18 protein-coding genes are annotated in these 23,475 nt (G+C 58.2%); 11 read left to right on the top strand and 7 right to left on the bottom strand.

The window, feature by feature from the left end; all coding sequences use genetic code 11:
- Window positions 1–28: 28 nt before the first annotated feature.
- The 3 genes from I4W07_RS08160 to I4W07_RS08150 all read right to left on the bottom strand — a co-directional run bounded on the left by I4W07_RS08160 (window position 29) and on the right by I4W07_RS08150 (window position 4,662).
- Window positions 29–934, bottom strand: coding sequence for a peptidoglycan-binding domain-containing protein (locus I4W07_RS08160; protein ID WP_022094145.1), 906 nt, complete (start codon window positions 932–934; stop codon window positions 29–31).
- A 138-nt stretch (window positions 935–1,072) separates the two neighbouring features.
- A complete protein-coding gene (locus tag I4W07_RS08155) occupies window positions 1,073–2,086 on the bottom strand; it encodes a polyprenyl synthetase family protein (RefSeq protein ID WP_055252170.1) in 1,014 nt (337 codons plus the stop codon).
- A 125-nt stretch (window positions 2,087–2,211) separates the two neighbouring features.
- Entirely contained in the window at window positions 2,212–4,662 is a 2,451-nt protein-coding gene (locus I4W07_RS08150; protein ID WP_196026293.1) for a PTS transporter subunit EIIC, read from the bottom strand.
- A gap of 229 nt (window positions 4,663–4,891) precedes the next feature.
- Between I4W07_RS08150 and I4W07_RS08145 the strand changes: the two genes are divergently transcribed.
- The 5 genes from I4W07_RS08145 (at window position 4,892) to I4W07_RS08125 (ending at window position 10,283) form a co-directional block, all read left to right on the top strand.
- Complete coding sequence (locus I4W07_RS08145) at window positions 4,892–5,611, top strand: GntR family transcriptional regulator (RefSeq protein ID WP_196022637.1); 720 nt, start codon at window positions 4,892–4,894, stop codon at window positions 5,609–5,611.
- Window positions 5,612–5,917: 306 nt separating this feature from the next.
- Window positions 5,918–7,234 (top strand): ABC transporter substrate-binding protein, encoded by a 1,317-nt coding sequence (locus I4W07_RS08140; RefSeq protein WP_195240873.1) that lies wholly within the window; start codon window positions 5,918–5,920, stop codon window positions 7,232–7,234.
- A gap of 87 nt (window positions 7,235–7,321) precedes the next feature.
- Complete coding sequence (locus I4W07_RS08135; protein WP_006235864.1) at window positions 7,322–8,176, top strand: carbohydrate ABC transporter permease; 855 nt, start codon at window positions 7,322–7,324, stop codon at window positions 8,174–8,176.
- Window positions 8,176–9,015, top strand: coding sequence for a carbohydrate ABC transporter permease (locus tag I4W07_RS08130; protein ID WP_196026292.1), 840 nt, complete (start codon window positions 8,176–8,178; stop codon window positions 9,013–9,015). Before I4W07_RS08135 ends, I4W07_RS08130 begins: the two co-directional genes overlap by 1 nt.
- A gap of 68 nt (window positions 9,016–9,083) precedes the next feature.
- Entirely contained in the window at window positions 9,084–10,283 is a 1,200-nt protein-coding gene (locus I4W07_RS08125) for an ABC transporter ATP-binding protein (protein ID WP_196026291.1), read from the top strand.
- Window positions 10,284–10,739: 456 nt separating this feature from the next.
- Here the strand turns inward: I4W07_RS08125 and glgP are convergent, their stop codons facing one another.
- The 3 genes from glgP to galE all read right to left on the bottom strand — a co-directional run bounded on the left by glgP (window position 10,740) and on the right by galE (window position 15,923).
- Window positions 10,740–13,007, bottom strand: a complete 2,268-nt coding sequence (gene glgP, locus I4W07_RS08120; protein WP_230317562.1) for a glycogen/starch/alpha-glucan family phosphorylase — start codon at window positions 13,005–13,007, stop codon at window positions 10,740–10,742.
- A gap of 128 nt (window positions 13,008–13,135) precedes the next feature.
- A complete protein-coding gene (gene malQ / locus I4W07_RS08115; protein WP_233504904.1) occupies window positions 13,136–14,653 on the bottom strand; it encodes a 4-alpha-glucanotransferase in 1,518 nt (505 codons plus the stop codon).
- Window positions 14,654–14,861: 208 nt separating this feature from the next.
- Window positions 14,862–15,923 (bottom strand): UDP-glucose 4-epimerase GalE, encoded by a 1,062-nt coding sequence (gene galE, locus I4W07_RS08110; protein WP_006235870.1) that lies wholly within the window; start codon window positions 15,921–15,923, stop codon window positions 14,862–14,864.
- A gap of 266 nt (window positions 15,924–16,189) precedes the next feature.
- Between galE and I4W07_RS08105 the strand changes: the two genes are divergently transcribed.
- The gene (locus I4W07_RS08105; protein ID WP_196026289.1) at window positions 16,190–17,395 is read left to right on the top strand and encodes a coiled-coil domain-containing protein; all 1,206 of its coding nucleotides are present in this window, start codon (window positions 16,190–16,192) and stop codon (window positions 17,393–17,395) included.
- A gap of 217 nt (window positions 17,396–17,612) precedes the next feature.
- Here I4W07_RS08105 and murB read toward each other — a convergent pair whose 3' ends face one another.
- Window positions 17,613–18,575, bottom strand: coding sequence for a UDP-N-acetylmuramate dehydrogenase (murB, locus tag I4W07_RS08100; protein ID WP_196026288.1), 963 nt, complete (start codon window positions 18,573–18,575; stop codon window positions 17,613–17,615).
- A gap of 244 nt (window positions 18,576–18,819) precedes the next feature.
- Between murB and I4W07_RS08095 the strand changes: the two genes are divergently transcribed.
- The 5 genes from I4W07_RS08095 to I4W07_RS08075 all read left to right on the top strand — a co-directional run bounded on the left by I4W07_RS08095 (window position 18,820) and on the right by I4W07_RS08075 (window position 23,338).
- On the top strand, window positions 18,820–19,848 hold the full coding sequence (locus I4W07_RS08095; protein WP_196026287.1) for a LacI family DNA-binding transcriptional regulator: 1,029 nt from the start codon (window positions 18,820–18,822) through the stop codon (window positions 19,846–19,848).
- 188 nt (window positions 19,849–20,036) lie between these two features.
- Window positions 20,037–20,525 (top strand): hypothetical protein, encoded by a 489-nt coding sequence (locus tag I4W07_RS08090; protein ID WP_138113439.1) that lies wholly within the window; start codon window positions 20,037–20,039, stop codon window positions 20,523–20,525.
- Between the two features lie 38 nt (window positions 20,526–20,563).
- Complete coding sequence (locus I4W07_RS08085; protein WP_196026286.1) at window positions 20,564–21,331, top strand: GntR family transcriptional regulator; 768 nt, start codon at window positions 20,564–20,566, stop codon at window positions 21,329–21,331.
- A complete protein-coding gene (locus I4W07_RS08080; RefSeq protein ID WP_196026285.1) occupies window positions 21,316–22,029 on the top strand; it encodes a GntR family transcriptional regulator in 714 nt (237 codons plus the stop codon). The genes I4W07_RS08085 and I4W07_RS08080 overlap by 16 nt, the downstream gene beginning before the upstream one ends.
- A 193-nt stretch (window positions 22,030–22,222) precedes the next feature.
- Complete coding sequence (locus I4W07_RS08075) at window positions 22,223–23,338, top strand: SIS domain-containing protein (RefSeq protein ID WP_196026284.1); 1,116 nt, start codon at window positions 22,223–22,225, stop codon at window positions 23,336–23,338.
- Window positions 23,339–23,475: the final 137 nt, after the last annotated feature.

Genomic DNA, 23,475 nt, shown 5'->3' with positions numbered 1-23,475 from the left:
TTGCCCAAAAGCAACTCGTTTAGTTTACCTAATCTGCGAGGGCATCGCAAACGCCATCGAGCAGGCGTACGGCGAGTGTCTGCGCGTCGCTGGCCGTGAAGGTGCCGTTGTAGCGCGTCATGCCCGTGAGCTCAATGCGAATGCGTGCCGGCTTCTGCTGCGCGGCAACATTGGCAGTACGGATGCGCTGGGCCAGGTTGTGACACTCGGCGAGGGCAATCGTGGCGCGCGGTGCGGCGTCGGCGGGCAGCTCGTCGCTTGCGATCTCGAGCACCAGGTCAACGTCGGTTGGGACCTCGGAGTCGCAGAGCATCATGCCGCTGTTGTCGGTCGTTGCCGTGGCGATATTCCACATGCGCGACGCAACACTGCGTGCGATGGGGTCCTCGCCGATAACGGCAATCTGGAAGCGCTCGAGCACGTTGGCGGCGCGAGCAAAACCGATGCGGGACTCGGCTTCGGTGACCGAGGGCTTGCCCTCCCACACATGGTGCAGGCGGTTGATGTAGGCGTAGGTGTCCTGGAAGGCCATGCCGTCGGCAAACAGGCCGACATTTTCCTGGAACTGCTGCAGGGCGGCCTCGGTATGCGGACCAAAGTAGCCGTCGTCTTCGCCACAGGCAAAGCCCAAAACGTTGAGAGCGCGCTGCAGGGCCTGCACATCGGCGCCATGGAAATTGGGCATGCGCAGATAGAGGGTGCGGTCGCCCAGCTTATACGAAGCGTCTACAAGGGCGCTCCAGCAGGGGATATCGACGGCATGACCGGCAGCAAGGCCGCTGTCGAGCCTGAAGGTGCTGACGGCCTGCTCAGTGGTGGCTCCAAAGTACTTGTCGGTGACTTCGGCGGCATCAATCGTGTAGCCGAGCTGCAGGAGACGAGACTGCACGTCCTCGACGGCTGCTCCTTGCATGCCCGTTGTAATAGGTTCCATGAACGAACCCCTTTCGGCGTACCATTCGTACTATTTGAGCGTCTGTCGGATAGACAACGCAAAGGGATGCATAAACATGCACTCAACAGTGTAGCAAGTTGTGCCTAAATACGCTGCTGACAGGTTTTATAACCCCCGTTAGTTAAGGCGCTCCACAAAGAAATCTGCCATGGAGAGGAACAGCTCGCGTGCGTGCGGATCAAGCTCAACGTTCTCGATGGCCGCTTTGGCCTTAGCGGTCAGGTCGAGCGCGTAAGTGTGGGCGTAATCGATGGAGCCGGTCTCTTGGAAGATCTCCACGGCGCGTGCGAGCTGCGCGGGATCATCGGTGCCCGAGGAAAGAATCGCCTCGACCTCGTCGTGGTAGCGCTCATCAGAGAGGGCATGTACGGCGACAAGCGTGCGCTTGCCCTCGGTGATGTCGGTGCGGAAGTCCTTGTTGGCGGCTTCCTTAGTGCCGACAAGGTTGAGCAGGTCGTCCTGAATCTGAAAGGCAAGGCCCGTGTGCAGGCCAAAGGCGCGCAGCGCTTCGATTTGCTTATCGCTGCCGCCGCCGATAATGGCTCCGGCGGCAAGCGGCGTGGCTCCGCTGTAAAACGCGGTCTTGTGCGTTGCCATGTCCAGGTAGTCATCAACCGAGATATCAAAGCGCCCGTCACGGACCCAACCCAGGTCGAGCGCTTGACCCTCGATGGTGCGGACGATCATCTCGGTAAGCTCGTGGAGCACGCGCAGCTTCACGTCGGACTCAAGCGTAGGGTCGTCGAGAACCGTCTTGGTGACCATGGTGAGCGCCAGGTCGCCACAATTGATGGCAAGGCCCGTGCCCTCGGTAAGGTGCATGCAGGGCTTGCCTCGACGAAGCTGTCCGTTGTCGGCGATGTCGTCGTGGATCAGCGCGCCCGACTGGAAATGCTCGATGGCTGCCGCGGCGCTGCGGGCGCTCTCAAAGCTGCCGCCCACTGCGGTTGCGGCGAGCATACAGATAAGCGGGCGGTGGCGCTTGCCGGCGTTGGCCGTAAAAGCCGAGAGCGGCGCATACAGGTAGCGCTCGATATCGGCAGAGGTCGCCTGTCCGTCAAAGAACGTGGCCAGATAGTCGTTAATCTGGTCAAAGTGCTGGGCTAAAAAGCTGGTAAACGGACTGGACACGGGTTCTCGCATTCTTTCTGAGGTTGCATTGATGCAATATGCAGACAACATATTGCCACATCAGGGCGTTTAGCGCGGCAGTTTTGGCGATTTAGGACAACGGGCGTGCGTTTGATGGAGCGTGCCTAAATCAGCCTAAAATGCTCGAGCGCCGCAACGACGCCGTCGTGATCGACGGTGTCGGTCACGTAATCGGCCTTATCCTTGAGATAGTCCGGTGCGTTGCCCATCGCAATGCCGACATCGACGGCGTTCATCAGCGAGACGTCATTGCTGGCGTCGCCGATGCCGTACACGGTTCCGTGGTGGGGATCGAGGGCGTCGAGTACAGACTGGATGCCCCCGCGCTTCGTGCATTCGCGGGGCGAGATTTCGGTTACCTCGAGTTCGAGCTCGTTAAAGCACAGCAGCGGCTCAAGTGCCTTATCTTGAGCGATGTGGTTGGCGAGCGATGTAGACATCAAGATCTTGTAGACACTGTAATGTTGCAGCTGCGTGACTGCGTCGCCCAGGGTGCGCGCGTATCCGGGAGCATCGGGGGCATCGGCACTCATGCGCACGACGCCGTTGAGGCCCTCAAAGCGGATGACCTCGCCCGATTGCTCAAGGTAGGGGGCAAGACGCTGCAGCATACTGGGCGTCATCGACAGATCGCGAATTGCGTGTCCGTTGATCTCGGCGTAACCGCCCGCAAGACAGACGATGCCGGTCCAGGGCAGCTCAAGAAGTTTGGGGTGGATGCAGCTGAGGGTGCGTCCTGTGCAGATAAAGGCCATGTTGCCGTTTGCAACGAAATCGCGGATGGCCTGCGAGACCGCCTCGTTGGGATAAGGGGACAGGTCACGCTCGCTCTCGGGAAGCTCTTGTGCCACTCGAGGGTCTTGCCAGGCGAGCGTTCCGTCGATATCGAAGAAGCAGATATCGCCGCGCTTATGGGCTGCGCTGGCGGCAGGGGAGGCCGAGGTGGTGGGCGCAAATTCCGGCTCGAGGCCCATGATCTGGTCAAAATGCTCTTTAACGCGGGGAACGGAGATGCCGATGACCACCTGGGCGGTCTTGCCCGTAATGATGAGGCCCTTGGCGCCCACCGCGACAAACGACGCGTTATCTGCAACGATGGAAGGGTCTGCGACCTCGACGCGCAGGCGCGTGGCGCAGTTGGTTGCGCCCACGATATTGCCAACGCCACCTAAAAGCTGAATTACCCGCTCAGCGAGGACGTGATCTTGATCGGATCGACTATCGACCTCGTCATTGGGGGATTGCTCTTTGGCAAAGTCGCTTCCCGTTAAACAATCGATTGCTGCGCGATTGGCAACATGATCCTCGCGGCCCGGTGTCTTAAGGTCATAGACCAAGATGAGTGCTCGAAAACTAACAAAAAAGATGAGGCTAAAGGCAAGGCCGATACCGAGCGCCAAAAGATAGGCACCGGCATGCGTGCGCATGAGCGGAATAAAGTTGAAGGCTGCCATCTCCATGAGGCCGCCCGAGAAGATGCCGACGATACCAAAGAGATTCATGGTTGTGGCAAGGCAAGACGATAAGACGGCGTAGAGCAAAAAGAGCCCGGGGTGGGTGAACATAAAGAGAAACTCGAGTGGCTCGGTAACGCCGCAAACCACCGAGGCGATGATGGCGGGAACAAGGATGACCCTGAGGCCGGCGCGGCGCTCGGGTTTTGCGGTGGAGTAGAACGCAGCTGCGATGGCAGGAAGACCAAAGAGCTTGACCCAGCCGGTGGCGGTAAAACCGGCCCACGGCGCAAGCTCATTAAGGGGGCGCGTGCTATGGGAGAGGATGGGGAGCAAACTGCTCCACGTGGCGTAGATGCCGTCGTTAATGACCAGGTTGTCGTAGTAGATCGGCATGTAGAGCAGGTGGTGCAGGCCAAAGGGCTCGAGTGCTCGTTCTAAAAAGACAAAGATGCCCACGCCAAAGGGACCGACGCCTGCAAGCGCGTGACGCAGCGTATCGGTTACATCGTATACGTAGGGCACGATGGCGGCCGAGATAGTAGCAAGGGCAAACACGGCAAAAAAGCTGATGAGGTAGACCAGCGAGGAGCCCGAGAAGGTGCCGAGCCAATCGGGAACCTTGGCATCGTAGAAGCGGTCATGGATGGCAACGACGGTTGCCGATACCGCCAGCGGGCCGATAATGCCGGTGTCGAGCGTCTTGATGCCGTCGATGACGGTGATACCGCTGGCGGAGGTCAAAGATGACGGGTACTCAAGTCCAAGGTTGTCTCCGCTCAGCTTAATGATCTCGCTCAAAAAGAAGCAGTAGGCAAAATAGGCGACGAGAGCCTCGAGGCAGCAACGAGCCGGTTGTTTTTGGGCAAGACCGATGGGCAGCGCTACGGCAAAAAGGAGCGGGAGGCGTTTAAAGACCGTCCACGAGCCGCGCTGGATGATGGTCCAAAAAACGTACCAAGGGGTTCCGTATACGGCGAGATCGCCGACGATGTCCGCAGTCGTTGCGAGAGCGGAGACGCCGACCATGAGGCCTGATATAGAAAACAGCATGGCGGGCGCGAACATTGCCCCGCCAAAGCGTTGGATTTTTTGCAGCATGTTCTGCCTTCCGAATATCGAGGCGCGTTGCGCGTGGGGAAACGTTTAAACAATGGATTCATTGTAGAGGACCAGACGATTGTCGTACCGGCAGTTTTGAGCGAAACCGATTTGGGCATGACAGAAACCGTCAACGGTTAAATCCTGTCGCTTTACCGATATTCGGTTTAAACAACTTTAAGAAATGCTATCGTGCCTAGCCGGAAATGAATAATGTAGAGGTGAAACAATGCCAAAAGCGATATACGAAGGAATCTACCGAGAAATACGCTCGCGCATCATTAATGGGACCTATGCGTTTCAGGAGATGCTGCCAACCGAAGCCGAGCTGACCGCGGAGTTCGGATGCACTCGCAATACCGTCCGTCGCGCCTTGGGTATGCTGGCCGACGGGATGTTTGTGCAGCCCATACACGGCAAGGGCGTGCGCGTTATTTGGCTTAAGGGCGAAACCGACATGTTGGGCGCACTCGAAGAGGTTGAGTCGTTTGGCGAGTTTGCAAAGCGCAACAATGCCGTTGCATCGACGGACGTTAAGTCTTTCGAACATCTGGTTTGCACCGAGCAACTCTCTCGTCACCTGGGCTTTAAGGTGGGCGAGGAGTTGATTCGCGTAGTGCGTGTCCGAAGCCTCAACGGCGACGCGCGCCAAGTGGACCATGGCTATTTTTTGGCGTCGATCGCCAAGGGCCTGACTCCCGAGATCGCGGCAGATTCTATTTACGGCTATCTGGAGCACAAGCGCGGTGTCAAAGTGATGGCGAGCCGTCGTACGGTGAGTGTCGAGCTCGCCAACGATGAGGACTGCAGCTATCTTGACCTCGGCAAATACAACTGCGTTGCCGTCATGGAGAGTCAGTCGTACACCTCGGATGGCATCTTGTTTGAGGTGACGCACACTCGCACACACCCCGAGATCTTCCATTACCGCGTCAATTCCAAGCGATAGCCGGCTAGCTCGCAGCCTGACGAGACTCATGGCCTCAAAGAGAAAACGCCCGGTCAAACCGACGGTACATCGGCTTGACCGGGCGTTTTCTCTGCATTCGATAACAAATAATTGTTTATACAAAACTTGTCAAGTATCAAGTTGAAATTACCGTTCACCGAAGTTTTTCTACCGCTCTAGTAATACTTGTTCAAACAACTAGCCAAATAGCGTATCGTTCAAATCAGCAAAAGGGGCAAAGTCCCCGAGCCAATCTCCGAAGGCGGCGGCAAAGGGTGCCGCCACGGTGTGAAAGGGTGGATTGTAATGAAGAACGAAATGAGCAGAAGGCAGTTCCTGGGCTTTGCTGGTTCCGCGGCTGCAGTTCTTGGTCTGGGCCTCGTGGGTTGCGGTGGTTCTGCCGGCTCCGGCTCCTCTGCTTCTGGTGACGCTGCCGAGGTCTACTTCCTCCAATTCAAGCCCGAGGTCGACAAGGAGTGGAAGGAGATCGCCAAGGCCTATAAGAAGGAGAAGGGCGTCGAGGTCAAGATCGTGACCGCTGCCTCCAACACCTACGAGGAGAAGCTCAAGTCCGAGATGTCCAAGAGCTCCGCTCCGACCCTGTTCCAGGTCAACGGCCCCACCGGTCTTAAGAACTGGAAGGATTACTGCGCCGACCTGTCCGATACCAAGCTCCGCGGTGAGCTCATTGACGACTCCCTGGCTCTGCAGTCCGACGGCAAGGATGTGTGCATCGACTGGGTCCAGGAGAGCTTCGGCATCATCTACAACAAGCAGCTGCTCGAGAAGGCTGGCTACAAGGCCGAGGACATCAACTCCTTCGACAAGCTGAAGGCTTGTGCCGATGACATCCAGGCCCGCAAGGACGAGCTTGGTGTCGAGGGTGCCTTCACTTCCGCCGGCATGGACGACTCCTCCAGCTGGCGCTACACCACCCACCTTGCCAACATGCCGCTCTACTACGAGTTTGAGAAGGAGCACAACCAGGAGGACGACGAGATCAAGGGTGAGTTCCTCGACAACTACAAGCAGATCTTCGACCTGTACATCACCGACTCCACCTGCGATCCTTCGCAGCTTGCTTCCAAGACCGGCGACGACGCCACCAACGAGTTCGCAACCGGCAAGGCCGTCTTCTACCAGAACGGCTCTTGGGCCTACTCTGACCTCGTCAAGGCCGGCATGACCGACGATCAGATTGGCATGATGCCGATCTACATCGGTGTTGACGGCGAGGAGAACCAGGGCCTGTGCTCCGGCGGCGAGAACTACTGGTGCGTCAGTTCCCAGGCTTCCGAGGATGCCCAGAAGGCCACCGAGGACTTCATGTATTGGTGCGTCACCGCTGACACCCCGACCAGCATCATCGCCGACAAGATGGGTCTGACCGCTCCGTTCAAGAGCGCCAAGGAGACTACCAACGTCTTCTCGCAGCAGGCCGTTGCCATGGCCAAGGACGGCAAGAAGACCGTCGCTTGGGACTTCGTCTACATTCCCTCCGAGGAGTGGAAGAAGAACCTCAAGCAGGCTCTGATTGCCTACGCTGCCGATAACACCAAGTGGGACGGCGTCAAGAACGCCTTCGTCGATGGCTGGAAGACCGAGAAGGCCGCTTCCGAGTAAGCAGTTGCTGCCCAAGCTATCTGATTAGCGACAGGGGGCGGGCAGACGTTGGTTTGCCCGCCCCCTGCATATTGAAAGGACCCTTTTATGGGCAAAGCACTCAAGCGCTGGTGGCCGCTCTTTATGCTGCCCACGTGCCTGGCGTTTATGATCGGGTTCGTGATCCCTTTTATCCAGGGCTTCTATCTCTCGTTCTGCCAGTTTATTATCATTAGTAACGCGCACTTTGTCGGTATCGAGAACTACGTGCGCGCGCTGTCCGATCCGCAGTTCTCCACGTCGTTCTTCTTTACCGTGGCGTTTGCCTTCCTGTCGACGGTGCTCATCAACGTGATCGCCCTGGCCATTGCGCAGGCGCTCACCCGCAAGGCGCTCAAAGGCACCAACATCTTCCGTACGATCTTCTTTATGCCTAACCTGATCGGCGGCATCGTGCTGGGCTACATTTGGCAGATTCTGATCAACTGCCTGCTCTCCAACGTGGGCGCCCAGCTCATCGCTCTTAACTCTGCTGCTGGCTTCTGGGGCCTTATCATCCTGACCCTGTGGCAGCAGGTCGGCTACATGATGATCATCTACATCGCTGGTCTGCAGTCCATTCCGTCCGACTACATCGAGGCCGCCAAGGTCGACGGCGCTACGGCATGGCAGACGTTTTGGAAGGTTAAGATCCCTAACCTGATGCCGACCATCACCATCTGCCTGTTCCTGTCCATCACCAACGGCTTTAAGCTGTTCGACCAGAACCTCGCCCTTACCGGCGGCGCCCCCGCGCACTCCACCGAGATGCTCGCCCTGAACATCTACAACACGTTCTATTCGCGTGCCGGTATCGCATGGCAGGGCATTGGTCAGGCCAAGGCGGTTATCTTCTGCATCCTGGTCGTGGCCATCTCCATGATCCAGCTTAAGGCCACGAGGTCCAAGGAGGTGCAGCAGTAATGAAACGCGATAAGGTTATCAACCGCGCGCTCTCGATTTTCTTTACGATCCTGTCGCTCGCGTGGATCTACCCCGTGTTTATGATCGCGCTCAATTCCTTTAAAAAGGCAACTGCAATCAGCACCACCACGGCGTTCGATCTGCTCACGCCCGAGACGTTCAACGGCCTTGCAAACTACGTGCACGCCCTTAACGAGCAGGGCTTTGCCTCGGCATTTATGTACTCGCTCATCATCACGGTTACGTCGGTCGTGCTGATTCTGGTGTGCTGCTCCATGTGCGCTTGGTACGTGGTGCGCGTCAACAGCAAGATCTCGAACTTCTTCTATTACCTGTTCGTGTTCTCGATGGTCGTACCGTTCCAGATGCTCATGTTCACGCTGTCCAATTTGGCGGACCGCATCGGCTTTAACACGCCGTTCAACATCTGCTTTATCTATCTGGGCTTTGGCGCGGGCCTGGCGGTCTTTATGTTCGCCGGTTTTGTAAAGAACATCCCGCTCGAGATCGAGGAGGCGGCCATGATCGACGGCTGCAACCCGGTCCAGGTGTTCTTTAAGATCGTCCTTCCCATCATGAAGCCCACCTATCTTTCGGTCGGCATCCTCGAGACCATGTGGGTCTGGAACGACTATCTGCTGCCCTACCTTACCCTCGACTCCACCAAGTACAAGACCATTCCTATCTTGATCCAGTACTTCCGCGGCGGCTACGGCCACGTCGAGCTCGGCCCCATGATGGCCTGCATCATGATGGTCGTTATCCCCATCGTCATCATGTACATCCTCTGCCAGAAGTACATCATCGACGGCGTGGTGGCAGGTGCCGTCAAGGGCTGATGCCGTAACTGTTTTGCAAGTTTCTGCGGCGCCCCTCAGCGCGGCGCCGCATATCGAAAGGTAAAGACATGGCCGAGATCGTTCTCAAACATGTTCAGAAGGTGTATCCCAACACCGAGTCCAAAAAGAAGGGCTTCTTTGGCAAAAAGAAGAAGACCGAGGAGAAGAAGCACAACCTCAAGGTTACCGAGGACGGTGTGCTCGCTGTAGAGGACTTCAACCTCACCGTTCACGACCAGGAGTTCGTCGTCCTCGTTGGCCCCTCTGGCTGCGGTAAGTCCACGACGATGCGCATGGTCGCCGGCCTGGAGGACATCACCTCGGGCGATGTGCTCATCGACGGCAAGCGCGTCAACGACGTGGCGCCCAAGGACCGCGACATCGCCATGGTGTTCCAGAGCTATGCTCTGTACCCCAATATGACGGTGTACGAGAACATGGCGTTTACGCTTGAGCTCAAGAAAGTTCCCAAGGACGAGATCGACCGCAAGGTTCGCTCTGCTGCCGAGATTCTGGGCATTACCGAGTACCTCGACCGTAAGCCCAAGGCGCTCTCCGGCGGCCAGCGCCAGCGTGTCGCTATCGGCCGCGCCATCGTGCGTGACCCCAAGGTCTTCCTGATGGACGAGCCGCTGTCCAACCTGGACGCCAAGCTTCGTAACCAGATGCGTGCCGAGCTCATTAAGCTGCGCCACGAGATCAAGGGCACGTTCATTTATGTTACTCACGACCAGACCGAGGCTATGACTCTCGGTGACCGTATCGTGGTCATGAAGGACGGCGTCGTCCAGCAGATCGCCACCCCGCAGGAGGTCTTCAGTCATCCCGCGAACATCTTCGTTGCCGGCTTTATCGGCGTGCCGCAGATGAACTTCTTCGATGCCCAGCTGGTGCGCTCGGGCAACGGCTTTACCGTCAAGACCGAGGATATGAACGTGGCGCTCGCTCCCGAGACCTGCGCTCAGCTTGCTCTCAACTGGGACGGCGGCGACGTGAAGGAGATCACGGCCGGCGTGCGCCCCGAGCAGATTTTGCTTGCCGACAAGGACGAGGAGGGCGCGCTCCAGGGTACCGTCGAGGTGACCGAGCTCATGGGCTCGACCGAGCATGTCCACGTGACCGCTCCCGACGGCCAGTTTGTCCTGATTATCCCCGTCGTCGACCTCGAGGCCAAGGGCGCGCTCAAGGCTGGCGACACCATCTGGTTCAAGTTCGAGAAGAACGCGACCCACCTCTTCGATAAGGTCTCTGGCAAGAACCTTATCTAGGCCCGGTGCATCCAGGCCCTTCCTTTGGGCGACTGCGGTATTGCCATCCTTTTGCCGCGGTCACATATAAGGCTCCCCTCCCGTCCACTGGGCGAGAGGGGAGCCTTTCTTTGTGTTGGGGCTGTCTGACCGGTCGTTTGTCTCGATCTGTAACGGGTGAGGCTGATTTCGGACGTTAGATGTTACAGATCGAGACGGTTCCGCTGAGCTAACCATTTCATCTAAATCTGTAACACCAAAGGTGAATTTCAGCTGCTAGATGTTACAGATTGAGATAAACCCAAGGGGAGGGGCCGGTATGTCTCAATCTGTAACAGCTGGGGCCGTTTTTACCGAGTAGCTGTTACAGATCGAGATTGTTTGGTCGAGTCGGGTCACAGGGTAGCGTGCGGGCACAAAAAGCGGAGCCGCGTTGCCACGACTCCGCTTTCAAGAGGATGGGTAAAGGAAACGAAATTAGCTCAGGTGCCAAATCTCGTCGTTGTACTGGGAGATGGTGCGGTCGGACGAGAAGGTGCCGGCGTTGGTGATATTGATGAGCGCCTTGCGCATCCAGGCGTCCTGGTCCTCATAGTCGGCCAGCACGCGCTCCTTGGTCTGGATGTACTCCTCAATGTCGAGCAGGGCCATAAACCAGTCCTTGCCCTTAATGTCGTCGTGCAGGCGCTGCAGGCGCTCGGCATTGCCGGTCGCCATAAAGGCCGGGTTGGTGATGAAGTCCACCAGCAGTTTAATGCCGGGCTTGCGGTAGAGCACACCGGCGTCATAGGTGCCGTTGGCATAGAGCTGCTCGACCTGTTTGGAAGAGGCGCCAAAGGTATAGATGTTCTCGTCGCCCACGAGCTCGGCAATCTCCACGTTGGCACCGTCGAGCGTGCATAGGGTTAGGGCGCCGTTGAGCATGAACTTCATGTTGGAGGTGCCGCTCGCCTCCTTGGAGGCCAGGCTGATCTGCTCGGAGATGTCAGCGGCGGGGATCACGCGCTCGGCGGCGGTGACGTTGTAGTTCTCGATCATGACAACCTGCAGGTAGGGAGCCACGTCGGGGTCGTTTGCAATCCACTGCGACAGCGTCAAGATCAGATGGATGATGTCCTGCGCGATAGTGTAGGCAGGCGCCGCCTTGCCGCCAAAGATGATGGTGACGGGGTGCTTAGGTCTGTTGCCGTTCTTGATATCGAGGTACTTCCAGATGATGTAGAGCGCGAGCATCTGCTGGCGCTTGTACTCGTGGATGCGCTTGACCTGGACGTCGATGATGGCGTTGGAGGGAATGGTCACGCCCTGCTCGAGCGCCATGAACTGGCGCATGATGGCCTTGGCCTCGACCTTGGTGGCGGCCAGGCGCTCAAGAACGTCCTTGTCGTCGGCGAACTTGGCGAGTTTGCTCAGATCGCCGGTGCTGCGCCAGTCGGTGCCGATCACATCGTCGAGCAGGCTGGCGAGCGCGGGGTTGGCCCCATGGATCCAGCGGCGGAAGGTGATGCCGTTGGTCTTGTTGGAGAACTTCTCGGGATAGATTTCGTAGAACGGATGAAGCTCGGTGTCCTCCAGGATCTTGGTGTGGAGGGCGGCTACGCCGTTGATGGAGAAGCCAAAGTGGATGTCCATGTGGGCCATGTGGACGGTATCGTGTTTGTCGATGATGGCGACGCGCGGGTCATCGTGCTCGGCCTTCGCGATCTCATCGAGCTTGACGATAATGTCGGCGATGGCAGGGGAGACCTTCTGTAGGCTGGCGAGCGGCCACTTCTCGAGCGCCTCGGCAAGAATCGTGTGGTTAGTGTAGGCGACCATGGAGCGTACGATGGTCACGGCCTCGTCAAACTCGATGCCATGCTCGGTGGTGAGCAAGCGAATGAGCTCGGGAATGACCATGGTGGGGTGCGTGTCGTTGATCTGGACAACGGCGTAATCGGCCAGATCGTGCAGGTTGCTGCCGCGCTCGACGGCCTCGTCGATCAGGAGCTGGGCGGCGTTGCTCACCATGAAGTACTCCTGATAGATGCGAAGTAGGCGGCCCTGCTCGTCGGAATCGTCGGGGTAGAGGAACAAGGTGAGGTTCTTGGCGATCTCGGTCTTGTCGAAGTCGATGGAACTGCCGGGGACCAGGCCGTCGTCGACGCTCGCCAGGTCGAACAGGCGCAGGCGGTTCTTGGTGGACTGGCCGTAACCGGGCACATCGATGTTGACGAGCTTGGAGGTAACGGCAAAATCGCCGAACTCGACGGTGTAGGAGCGGTCATCGTCGACTAGGATGTCCTGCTCACCGAGCCACTCGTCGGGGACGGCCTTCTGCTGGTTGTCGACAAAGCGCTGACGGAACAGACCGTAGTGATAGTTGAGGCCCACGCCATCGCCGGTCAAGCCCAGCGTGGCGATGGAATCCAGGAAGCATGCGGCCAAGCGGCCCAGGCCGCCGTTGCCGAGTGACGGCTCGACCTCGAATTCCTCGATTTTGTTGAGGTCGTGGCCTGCGGCGGTGAGCTGGTCCTTAACCTCGTCGTAGATGCCGAGGTCGATCATGTTGTTGATGAGCAGCTTGCCGATCAAAAATTCGGCGGAAATGTAATAGAGCTTTTTCTTGCCGTTGTTGAGCGGGCGGGCGGCGGAGCGCTCCTGCACGAGTTTGACCAGTAGCTTGTAAATGCGACGGTCGTCGAGCTGCTCGAGCGAGGTGCCAAAAGACTGCTCGGCGAGTTCCATGAGGTTAATTTGGGGCATGTTTTCTCCTGTGATGGGTTGTTTCATGTCTGCAATTCATAAGAAGCCCGCGCGAGGGGATTGGGGTGGCCTCGCGCGGGAAAAGCAAGCGCGTCCGCACGGTGGGGAGGGGTCGGGCGCGGTAGCTCCTATTGAGGAAGCTCGATTTCGGCTTCCGACGGGATGCGGAAGTAGGTCTCGGTCCAGTCGGTGAGTTTGTGCTCGAGCTCGCGGGTGATGGCGCCGTCGAGCATGCGCCAGGTCCAGTTGCCGCCCAGCGTGGCAGGGGTGTTGATGCGCGCCTCGTTGCCCAAGTTGAGCAGATCCTGCATGGTGTAGATGCACGTGTCGCTCACGCTGGCGGCGATGGTGCGATTGAGTGCATCTGCCATGGGTTCGCCGGCCTGCTGATGGGTGTACAGGGCTGCCTGCTCACGCTGACGCGGGGTGGCCGTTCCCTCAAACCAACCGCGCGCCGTCTCGTTGTCGTGGGTGCCCACATAGGCGACGGTGTTGGCGATGTAGTTATGCGGCAGGTAGTACGAGTTGGTGCCCTCAAAGGCAAACTGCAGGATCTTCATGCCGGGGAAGCCCGAGTTGTCGCGCATGTCGATGACGCCGGGGGTGAGGAAGCCCAGGTCCTCGGCGATGATGGGCAGCGTGCCGAGCTTTTCCTCGAGCGTCTTGAAGAACTTGAGGCCGGGACCCTGCGTCCACGAACCGTAGGACGAATCGGGTGAGGAGAACGGCACCTCCCAATAGGCCTCGAAGCCGCGGAAGTGATCCAGGCGGATGACGTCGTACATGTCGAGGGCGGCGCGAATGCGGCCCTCCCACCAGGAGAAGCCGTCGGACTCCATGGCGTCCCAGTCGTAGATGGGGTTGCCCCAGTACTGGCCGGTGGCCGAGAACTGGTCGGGCGGCGTGCCGGCGACGCTCACCGGATTGCCGGCGGCGTCGATCTTAAAGAGCTCAGGTGTCGCCCACATCTCGACGGAGTCACGCGAGACATAGATGGGCAGGTCGCCGATGATGAGAATGTCGCGCTCGTTGGCATAGGCCTTGAGGCGGCTCCACTGGCGATCGAAAAAGTACTGCGTCATCTGGTGGTAGAGCATATGCGCCGGATGGTCGGCGCAGACCTTGGCGGAAGCCTCGCCGCGGGTGCGGAGCTCCGCGGGCCACTCCCAAAACGCCTTGAGACCGCACTCCTCTTTGACGGTCATGAACTCACAGTAGGGGATGAGCCAGTCCTCGTTGGCCTGGATAAAGTCATCGAAATCGGCCGGCTTGTCGGCAGCAAAGCGCTCAGCGGCGCGGTCGAGAATCTGACGGCGGCCGTCAAAGATAGCACCGTAGTCGACATTGCTGGGGTCGGATCCCAGATACACGCCATCGATATCGCGCTGCTCCAGATACCCTGCCTCGATAAGCTCGGCAAAGTCGATAAAGTTGGGGTTGCCTGCGCGGGCCGAGAACGACTGATAGGGCGAATCGCCATAGCTGGTCGTCGTAAGGGGCAGAATCTGCCAGTAATGTTGTTTGCACGAGGCGAGAAAATCGACGAAGTCGTAGGCATTCCAGCCAAAGCCGCCGATTCCGTATGGTCCGGGCAGAGATGAGACGGGCATGAGGACGCCGCTTGCACGCTCCATGAATGCGCTCACCAACCTTCTTGTTGTGGGGTCGGCCTGCCGATGGGTGTGCAGTCCGCCTCCGATGTTCTGATTCGGTACGCCTATTGTAAAACATGTTGTTTAAACATGTACAGGCAAGATAAAAAAGTTGGTCGATTTTCGGCGAATGGTTACATGCCATGAAAAAGCCCCGACCTCACAACGTGAGATCGGGGCAAGAGCGGTATGTAGGTTTTTGCTACTCGGCGTCGGCGAAGCCGTTGGGGTTGTGGCTCTGCCAGTTCCAGCTATCGCGGCACATGTCCGCGATGTCGTACTGGGCCTTCCAGCCCATCATGCGCTCGGCCTTGGAGGCATCGCACCAGTTGGCAGCGATGTCGCCGGCGCGGCGCTCGCGGATCACGTAGGGCAGCTCCTTGCCACAAGCCTTGGAGAAGGCGGCGACGACCTCGAGTACCGAGGTGCCGGTGCCGGTGCCCAGGTTAAAGATCTCGACGCCGGTCTTGCCGTTCATCCAATTAAGGGCGGCAACGTGACCAGAGGCCAGATCGCACACGTGGATGTAGTCGCGCACGCCGGTGCCGTCGGGGGTGGGGTAGTCGTTGCCAAAGACCTGAACGGCCTCGAGCTTGCCCACGGCAACCTGGGCGACATAGGGCACCAGGTTGTTGGGGATGCCCTTGGGGTCCTCGCCGATCAGGCCCGACGGATGAGCGCCAATGGGGTTGAAGTAACGGAGCAGCACGACGTCCCACTCGGGGTCGGCGGTGTGGACGTCCATAAGGATCTGCTCGATCATCCACTTGGTCCAACCATAGGGGTTGGTCGCGGGCTTCTTAGGATCCTCCTCGGTGACGGGCGGGTTGTCCGGGTCGCCGTAGACGGTCGAGGAGCTCGAGAAGATGATGGACTTGCAGCCATGGTTGCGCATGACGTCGATGAGCACCAGGGTGTTCTCGATGTTGTTGTGGTAGTACTCGACGGGCTTGCTCACCGACTCGCCGACGGCCTTAAAGCCGGCAAAGTGGATGACGCGGTCGATCTGATGGGTATCGAAGATCTTGTTCATCGCATCGCGGTCGAGCACGTTGGCCTCGTAGAAGGTGAGGTTCTTGGCGGCCTCGTCGCCCACGATGGTCTTGACGCGGTCGACGGCGACGGCGCTGGAGTTGGAGAGATCATCGACGATGACGACCTGGTAGCCACCCTCGAGCAGCTGAACGACGGTGTGCGAGCCGATAAAGCCGGCGCCACCGGTAACGAGGACACAGGTGTCTTTGGGGTCGAGTGCTTTGGACATGTAGTCTCCTATCGAATCAGGAACACTTCTTCAGGGGAGTATAGCGCAGGCGGGGACGCCCAAATCGTGCGCTGTAGGAAAAGCAGAGGATTGTGCTAACGTACTCATAGAAGAGCTTGCGTACGCATAACCTGATCTTTGGCATTTGCTTACGAGCCGCTGACCTTGCAGTTTCCTGCCGTTCGTGGAAATCGTTGGGACGCGCCATATGTACGCTAATATGTATGAGTTGAGCGACATATAAATAAGCATGTAACGGAGTACATATGTCACCAAACAGCGATTCCATCCTTTCCCAGGAGCTCTCGCGCCGCACTGCCCTCAAGGCCCTGTTCGGCGCCGCTTCTGCGGCAGTTCTTTTTGGCCTGCCCGCTCGCGCCCATGCGGCGGAGGCTTCCAAAGAAACCACCGATAAACTGAATGCCGCCCAGGCCCAGCTCGACGAGGTTCAGGCCCAGCTCGACAGCATCGCAAATGAGTATGCGGCGCTGGCCAACAAGAATGCCCAGACCCTCAACGACATCGAGAATGTCCAGGGCAAGATTGACGACACGCAGGCCCAGATCGATGAAAAGAAGGCCGAGCTCAAGAAGAAGCGCAACGACCTTTCCGATCGCGTGGCCGCCAGCTACAAGTCCGGCGGCACGAACATCCTGTCGCTGCTGCTGGCCTCTGGCTCGTTTGAGGAACTCGTCGCCAACGCGCATTACGTTGAGAAGATCAACAAGAGCGACCGCGACGCCATCGAGGACATTCAGACCATCCAGGAAGAGCTCGATGCGCAAAAGACCGAGCTCGAGTCGCAGAAGGCCGACTTAGAGAAGCTCAAGGACCAGCAGACTGCCCAGATGCAGGACATGCAGGCCAAGCAGCAGGAAGTCCAGACGGTTCTGAACGGCCTCTCTGACGATGTCAAGGAGCTCATGGCTCAGCGTGATTCCGAGATTCTCGCTGCCGCCCAGGCCGAGGAGGCCGCCAGGAAGGCCGCCGCTGCCGCGGCCGCCGCGAACAAGAACAATTCCTACTCGGGTGGTTCGAGCTCGGGTGGCGGATCGTATGCGCCCGGAACTCCGCAGCAGAATGCCGGCTCGGGCAAGCAACAGGCCGTCGTCAACGCGTGCTACTCCACGCCTTCGCCGGGCCAGAACTGGTGCGCGGCGTGGGTTACCAATGTCTTCCGTAACGCCGGCGTTGGCTACTTTGGCGGCAATGCGTGCGACATGTTTAACGCCTGGTGCTATAGCTCCGACCGCTCGGCGCTGCAGGTGGGCATGATCGTGGCCGACTCATCGCATAGCGGCACCGGCATGCCGGGTCTGATCTATGGCCACGTGGGCATCTATGTTGGCGGCGGCATCGTCATGAGCAATGAGGGCGCCATCACGTCGAGGTCGCTTGACTCGTTCATTGGGTTCTACGGCACTGGCTCTGGCGTGCGCTGGGGCTGGCTTGGCGGTATTGCGCTGTCGTAACGATAAGTTGGGCCGGGACAGTCCGAGAGGTATAAGGTTGCCTGCTCGGACAGTCCTGCTCGCACGGAGAGCACATTAAGTGCTCTCCGGCTCGTGCGGAACTCGCGATCAACCTTATACCTCTCGGACTGTCCCGGCCCTCTCGGGTCCTGAGCGCGACACACCGGACTGGTTGTCTGAATTAAAGAAAGTGAAGGCCCCTTTCGGGGCCTTCTTTTTAGAGGAATTCGCCTACTCGGTGGACTTCGGGTTGTAGGTCTACGCCGAACTGCTCTTTGACTTTGGCTTGGATGTCGCGGATGAGTTCGTCGACGTCGGCGGCGGTGGCGTGGTTGGCGTTGACGATGAAGCCGCAGTGTTTTTCGCTCACCTGCGCGCCGCCGACAGCATGGCCGCGCAGACCGGCATCCATGATGAGCTTGCCGGCAAAGTAGCCCTCGGGGCGTTTGAAAGTGGAGCCGGCGCTCGGCATGTCGAGCGGCTGCTTGTCCTCGCGGCGCTGGCGGTAGTCGTCCATGTCGGCCTTGATCATCGCGGCGTTGCCCGGGGCGAGGTGAAAGGTGGCAGAGAGCACGATAAAGCCGTCGTCGGCGATGCGGCTCTTGCGATAGCCCAGGTTAAGCTCGTCGACATCGAACTCAATGATATTGCCGCTGCCGCGGGTGCCGTCGTCGAGCGCGCGGGCGGGCTTATAGACGCGCACGGACTCCAAAACATCGGCCATGCAGGCGCCGTAGGCACCGGCGTTCATATAGCAGGCGCCGCCGACCGAGCCGGGGATGCCCGAGAGGGGCTCCATGCCGGTGAGGCAGGCTTCGGCGGCAGCCGCGGCGACATCGGAAAGCAAGGCGCCGGCTGCTGCCGTAACATGCGTGCCGTCGACGGTGATGTTAGAGAGGCCTTCGCCCAGTGCCACGACGACACCGCGGATACCCTTGTCACCGACGAGCAGGTCGGAACCGTTGCCCACAATGGTGAGCGGCAGATCGCAGCGGTAGCAGGTGTCAAGCGTGGCGACGAGTCCCTGCTCGGTATCGGGCGTGACAAAGACGTCGGCCGGGCCGCCGATCTTAAACGTGGTGTGCTCGCGCATGGGCTCGCTCATGAGCACGTTGTCCTCGCCGGCAACACCGGCGAGCGCGCAGAGCAGGTCCTCGTTAAAAAAGTCATTTTCGTGCATACGAATATCCGCCTTATGGTTGGTGGTCGTTTTCATCAATCGAATGCAATATACCCCACCCGGATGGATTTGGTGCAAAGCAACCTGACCCCAATGCATCACATGGTGCAAAGGGGTCAGGTTGCTTTGCACCAATCGCGGCGATAAAACAGCCGTCTACCGGATTGGTAAAGTGTTTATCATCGAGGTAGAGGGACGGTCGCTATACTTTTAAGAGATTGCGCGAATATTCGGAAGGAGCGAGATGGGCAACAAAGTTACTCTCAAGCAGATTGCCCAGGAGGTGGGGCTTTCCCCTTCGTCGGTCTCGCTTGTTCTCAACAATCGGCCTTGTCGCATCTCGGAAGAAAACCGCAAGCGCATCAAAGAGGTCGCGTCGCGCAATCATTATGTTCCTAACCAGATCGCGCGTAGCCTGGTCATGCGCGAGTCGCGCACGCTTGGCCTTATCGTCCCTAACATCGAGAGCCGCTTTTTTGCTTCGCTCGCCGGCAGCTTGGAAAAGCGCTGCCGCGAGGACGGCTATGCGCTCTTTATTACCAGTTCGGGCGGAAGTGCCGAGGACGATCTGGAGCTCCTGCGCCAGCTAGTGACGCGCGGCGTCGATGGTGTGTTCTTGGTCGTGGGTGACGAGTTCTCCGACGACCGCGCCCTGCGCGAAGAGGTCAGCCATCTACCCATCCCGGCGGTAATGGTCGACCGTGCCATTGAGGGGCTCGAGTGCGACAAGGTGATGTTCGACCACGAGATGGGTGGCTACATGGCTACCCGCTACTTGATCGAGCAGGGGCACCGTCGCATTGCCTGCTTGGTTAATGCGCGCCGTTCCAATACGGGTCGTAAGCGTCTTGCCGGCTATGAGCGTGCGCTGCGCGAGGTGGGGCTGCCTATTGACGCGCGTTTGGAGTTTGAGAGCGAGTACTACATTCCGAGCGCATACGAGGCCTCGGAGGCGGTGCTCGCAACTGACGCCACCGCCGTGTTCGCAAGCTCGGATAACATTGCCCTCGGTCTGCTCAAGCGCTTGCACGAGATGGGGAAGAGCATTCCGGGCGATATCTCGGTCGTAAGCTATGACAACTCGGCGGCCGACGTTCTCTTTGAGCCGGCGCTGACCGCGATCGAGCAGGATCCTGGTGTCCTTGCGGAGCATGCTTTTGGCTGCATGTCCAAGCGTCTTGCCGGTAGGGGCGGTAGACGTGCCGAAGAGGTCGTTCTGGAGCCGGCGCTTATCGTTAAGGACAGCGTGCTCGAGCTTACCGAATGTAGCTAAGCGTACTTGCTTGTTTGCATAGATTGCATGCGGAGTGTCCGCTATTTGCCGGCAGGCACCCCGGCCCTCGTCCGTGAACTCTTCCGCTGGGCGAGCCATAGACGCCGCGCACCGATAGGGTAAGGCGGCGGCTTGAAATTGGTGCTATATTCAGCTTGAGTTGTTTAATACTAGTACGGGAGGCTGATATGGGGCTGTTCAAGAAGAAAAACCCGCAGGATGCCTTTGATCCCGATGTGTTTACCATCACGGATACGATTTTGGACCCGCCGCGGTTTACGTTTTTGCCGGCTATCTACCAGGATGCCACGCATCGCAAGTGGGCCGTACATCAGCGCGGCGGCGAGCCGAAGATTTTTGACTATGCGGACGTGTTGCAGTGCGAAGTGGCCGAGGCGGGCGATCCGGAGGCCGAAGAAGCGGTCTCTAAACAGGAATTTGCCCAGCGTATCCTGGCAAATCCTGCCAAGGCGGCGAAAATAAACGCTGCCAAGCGTAATATGTGTCTTGGTATGGGCGTTGTTGTGGCGGTTCAGACGGGAAAAGACGAGGTTTCCAAATTAGAGATTCCCGTTATGACCGACGAAGTCAAACGCGATTCAAGTCTATATAAGTCGTATCGGAATGTCGCCGAGAAGATCAAGGCCGAATTTGATGCCATGGGAGGGCTGGCCTAATTTTGGCGGCATACGTTTCTGAATGAGGAGTCTGTGCAATGGCAGGCGAATCTTATGCAATTCCCCCCAAAGATCGTGCTGTTGAGGGAATTCTTTGGTATATCCAGCACCATCAGCTTGCCGGCGGTGATCGCCTGCCGGCCGAGCGCGTGCTGTGCGAAGAGATTGGCGTTTCGCGTACGGCGTTGCGTGCCGGTATCACGCGGCTCATCTCGTGTGGAACGCTCGAGAGCCGTCGCGGATCGGGTACGTATGTGTGTCCTCCCAAGCCGCTGAACATCTTCCAGGAAACGTATAACTTCTCCGATGCTGTGCGGACTGCCGGCCTGCACCCCTCTTCTCGTCTGGTTTCCACCGGGACCATCGAGGCGGATAAGACGCTTGCCGACAAGCTTAGGGTGGCTGTAGGCGCCCCTTTGCTCCGCATGCAGCGCGTTCGACTTATTGAGGGCGAGCCGGCGTCAATCGAGACGGCTCACGTTAACCTGTCCCTGTGCCCATCGCTTATCGAGCACGATTTTGAGTGCGAGAGCCTTTACGATGTCTTGCTCAAAGAAGGTGGCGTGCGTGTTGAGCATGGACGTGAGCATATCTCCATCTCGCGTTTGAACGCCGAAGAGGCCGAGCTGCTCCAGCAAGAAGAGGGAACGCCGGTGTTCTATGAGAGCTCGATCGAATTTGATAAGGACATGCGTTTTGTGGAGCATTGCAAATCGGTGATTTTGCCCACAAAGTTCCGCTTTGCCGATAACGGCGAAGAGAACGGCATGAGGAGCGTGGCAGGTGAACAATGGCTGAAACAGTAGATGCCACCCCGGTTTATATGCGCATTCGACGCCGCATCGAGGAACGTATCGAGCGCGGTATATATCCCACGGGTTCCATGATTCCGCCCGAAAAAGACCTTGCCGAGGAATTTGGTACGACACGCTTGACCATCCGAAGCGCTGTCGATGAGCTGGTTCGGCGCGGGCAGATTCGCCGTGTTCGGGGAAAAGGTGCCTTTGTGGCGCAGAAAGTACCTGCTTTTTTTGAACGCACGGTCGGTTTCCGTGAATCGGTCCGTGCTTCGGGCGGCGAGCCGTCCGTCCGTATTCTCGCGCGTTCCAAGCGTTATGCGGGGCCATATTACGCCGACCTGTTTGGCATCGCCGAGGATGACCTGCTCTATTCCGTTCGACGCCTGAACTGCATAAACGGTAGCCCCGTATCGATTGAGACGGCGCTGATTCCCTGCCTGCTGTTCCCAACCATCGAAGATATTGACGTGTCGGTCTTCAGTTTGTACGAGACCTATGAGATGCTGGGCCGAAAGCCAGTCATGGCACAGGAAAAGCTCGATATCGAAGCGCTGGGCGCACGAGATGCCGGCCTCCTTGGACTGGAACAGGGCGATCTTGTTTTGCTTTTGGAATGCGTGAGCTATGACGCGAGCGGTCAGGCTATCGAGTATGTAAAGTCCTTCAATCGTGGCGATACGGGCGGCTACACCTATACGTACTAGCTGGTATTCTGTGAATAACGGCTGGGAAACTAACCAGTTTTGATCGTTGGGTCAGCTGTATATACAACCTTACAGGGCTCAAAATCGACCGCTCGCCGATGGGGATAAATTAATCGACAAAGAGGTATCAAAAAGCCGTAACCTGTAACTGTGATTGGTATCAAATACTAATGATTTGTTACGAGGTGAGACGATGAAGATGCTCGATTACGTTCAGCTTGCCCATGTGCGTATGGGGGAGAACCTCGAGCGTTCGTCTGAGCTGGTAGCGCAGCTCGTTGATATTTTCCAGTCCGGTTCTTTTGACGCGCTGCGCATCGTTGCTTCGGGTTCGTCGCGCCATGCCGCCGATTGCGCCCGCGATTACCTGCAAGATGCCCTGCAAATGCAGGTGTCCGTTGTGACGCCCGAGGCCTTCGTCGATTTTGAACACACCTATCCGCAGCATGTGCTCAACATTGCCGTTTCGCAGAGTGGCTATTCGACCAATACGATTGCGGCGCTCGATTACATGCGCGCACACGATATGGCTGCAGTTGCGCTCACGGCAAACGTCGAGGCACCCATCAAGGAACACGCTGACATCGTTCTTGACTACGGTGTGGGCGTCGAGTCGGTGGACTTTGTGACTCTGGGCGTCGAGGTGCTCGTTGAGTACCTGGTGCTCTTTGGCATTTACGGCGGTCAGGCGCGCGGAACGATTGACGCCAAGGGCGTTGCCCAGCGTCTTGACGACCTGCGCGAGGCTATCCATGCCAATGCCGTGATGTGCAAGACCGCCGAGGCATATGTCCAAGACCACATGCTCGAGCTTTCTGAGCACACGCCCGCCATGGTCGTCGGCAACGGCCCCAACTATGGCGTTGCCGAAGAGGCGGCCCTCAAGCTGAGCGAGACCATCAAGATTCCTGCCATGCATCACGAAGGCGAGGAGTTCGTCCACGGTCCCGAGATGCAGATCGTTCCGGGCTATCTGGTGTTTATCGTCGACGATCCGCAGGGGTCGGAGCGTCTTGCGAATATCGCTGATGCGCTATCGAACGTTACGACAAAAACGGTGCTGCTCACGGCCCATCCCAAGGGTAGGGCTCACGAGGTTGCGGTGCCTCAGGTGGCTCCGCTGCTCAGCGCAATTCCCAATCTTGTGTTCTTCCAGACGATTGCGGCCATGATAGCCGAGCGTCTGAAGTCATGGGACGTGCACCCGTATCTTGATGCCGTCTCCAAGCAAATGGAGGTCAAGGCAGAGGGCTACGAAGAGTCAGTCAATGCGCTTAAGGCCAAAGCGGCCGAGTGTTACGGAATGTAAGCGGGTTTTGATGCCCGTTGGCATTGGGGATGTGGAAACAACCCCAGAAAGGAGAGACAAATGAAGGAAACCGAGAAGATCGAGATCATGCATTTCGACCAGGAGGGCTATCTCGAGGACGGCAAGGCGCTCTACGA

The sequence above is a fragment of the Collinsella aerofaciens genome, from assembly GCF_015670745.1.
Lineage (GTDB): Bacteria > Actinomycetota > Coriobacteriia > Coriobacteriales > Coriobacteriaceae > Collinsella > Collinsella aerofaciens_T.
The sequence above is the reverse complement of the archived record's forward strand: the minus strand, read 5'-3'. Positions and strand labels throughout refer to the sequence as shown.

Bases quoted from the DNA above. Each gene is read 5' to 3' on its own strand.
- I4W07_RS08160 (WP_022094145.1), bottom strand. From the start codon at position 934: ATGGAACCTATTACAACGGGCATGCAAGGAGCAGCCGTCGAGGACGTG.
- I4W07_RS08150 (WP_196026293.1), bottom strand. From the start codon at position 4,662: ATGCTGCAAAAAATCCAACGCTTTGGCGGGGCAATGTTCGCGCCCGCC.
- I4W07_RS08145 (WP_196022637.1), top strand. From the start codon at position 4,892: ATGCCAAAAGCGATATACGAAGGAATCTACCGAGAAATACGCTCGCGC.
- I4W07_RS08140 (WP_195240873.1), top strand. From the start codon at position 5,918: ATGAAGAACGAAATGAGCAGAAGGCAGTTCCTGGGCTTTGCTGGTTCC.
- I4W07_RS08135 (WP_006235864.1), top strand. From the start codon at position 7,322: ATGGGCAAAGCACTCAAGCGCTGGTGGCCGCTCTTTATGCTGCCCACG.
- I4W07_RS08130 (WP_196026292.1), top strand. From the start codon at position 8,176: ATGAAACGCGATAAGGTTATCAACCGCGCGCTCTCGATTTTCTTTACG.
- I4W07_RS08125 (WP_196026291.1), top strand. From the start codon at position 9,084: ATGGCCGAGATCGTTCTCAAACATGTTCAGAAGGTGTATCCCAACACC.
- glgP (WP_230317562.1), bottom strand. From the start codon at position 13,007: ATGCCCCAAATTAACCTCATGGAACTCGCCGAGCAGTCTTTTGGCACC.
- galE (WP_006235870.1), bottom strand. From the start codon at position 15,923: ATGTCCAAAGCACTCGACCCCAAAGACACCTGTGTCCTCGTTACCGGT.
- I4W07_RS08105 (WP_196026289.1), top strand. From the start codon at position 16,190: ATGTCACCAAACAGCGATTCCATCCTTTCCCAGGAGCTCTCGCGCCGC.
- murB (WP_196026288.1), bottom strand. From the start codon at position 18,575: ATGCACGAAAATGACTTTTTTAACGAGGACCTGCTCTGCGCGCTCGCC.
- I4W07_RS08095 (WP_196026287.1), top strand. From the start codon at position 18,820: ATGGGCAACAAAGTTACTCTCAAGCAGATTGCCCAGGAGGTGGGGCTT.
- I4W07_RS08090 (WP_138113439.1), top strand. From the start codon at position 20,037: ATGGGGCTGTTCAAGAAGAAAAACCCGCAGGATGCCTTTGATCCCGAT.
- I4W07_RS08085 (WP_196026286.1), top strand. From the start codon at position 20,564: ATGGCAGGCGAATCTTATGCAATTCCCCCCAAAGATCGTGCTGTTGAG.
- I4W07_RS08080 (WP_196026285.1), top strand. From the start codon at position 21,316: ATGGCTGAAACAGTAGATGCCACCCCGGTTTATATGCGCATTCGACGC.
- I4W07_RS08075 (WP_196026284.1), top strand. From the start codon at position 22,223: ATGAAGATGCTCGATTACGTTCAGCTTGCCCATGTGCGTATGGGGGAG.